1 pseudogene is annotated in these 386 nt (G+C 56.2%); it reads left to right on the top strand.

From position 1 onward, the window contains the following. Positions 1-323 (top strand): annotated as a pseudogene (locus KSW37_RS15880) (hypothetical protein); the annotation flags it as partial. Between the last annotated feature and the right edge of the window lie 63 nt (positions 324-386).

Raw genomic sequence — 386 nt, 5'->3', positions numbered from 1 at the left:
TCTCCATCGGCATCATCAACAAGATGGGAGCCGCCAGCATCAAGGAGTGGAGCCTCGCCAAATGCGTAGAAGGTTACCGCCTCAGAGCCCGTGCTACCGGCAAACTCAGCAACACCCAGCTCTCTCTCGATGCCAACGCCAAGAACGCCATGGATCTGCTCAACTCCAGCGAGAGCTCTGCAGGTGATAACACCACTGGCGATACCACACAGGGCGGTAACACCACACAGGGAGGCGGAACATCGCAAGGCGGCGGTACGACCGATACCGGTGATACAGGAGATACCGGTGATACCGGCGACAACAGCGGCAACATGGGATAACCAAAAATACGTATGCGAAAACAGGAAGAAGGAATAAGGGGATAAGCTGAGCGGCGACAGGGA

The sequence above is a fragment of the Segatella copri genome (assembly GCF_019127135.1).
Classification (GTDB): Bacteria; Bacteroidota; Bacteroidia; order Bacteroidales; family Bacteroidaceae; genus Prevotella.
Note: the sequence above shows the minus strand (reverse complement) of the source record. Positions and strands in the feature narration are given on the sequence as shown.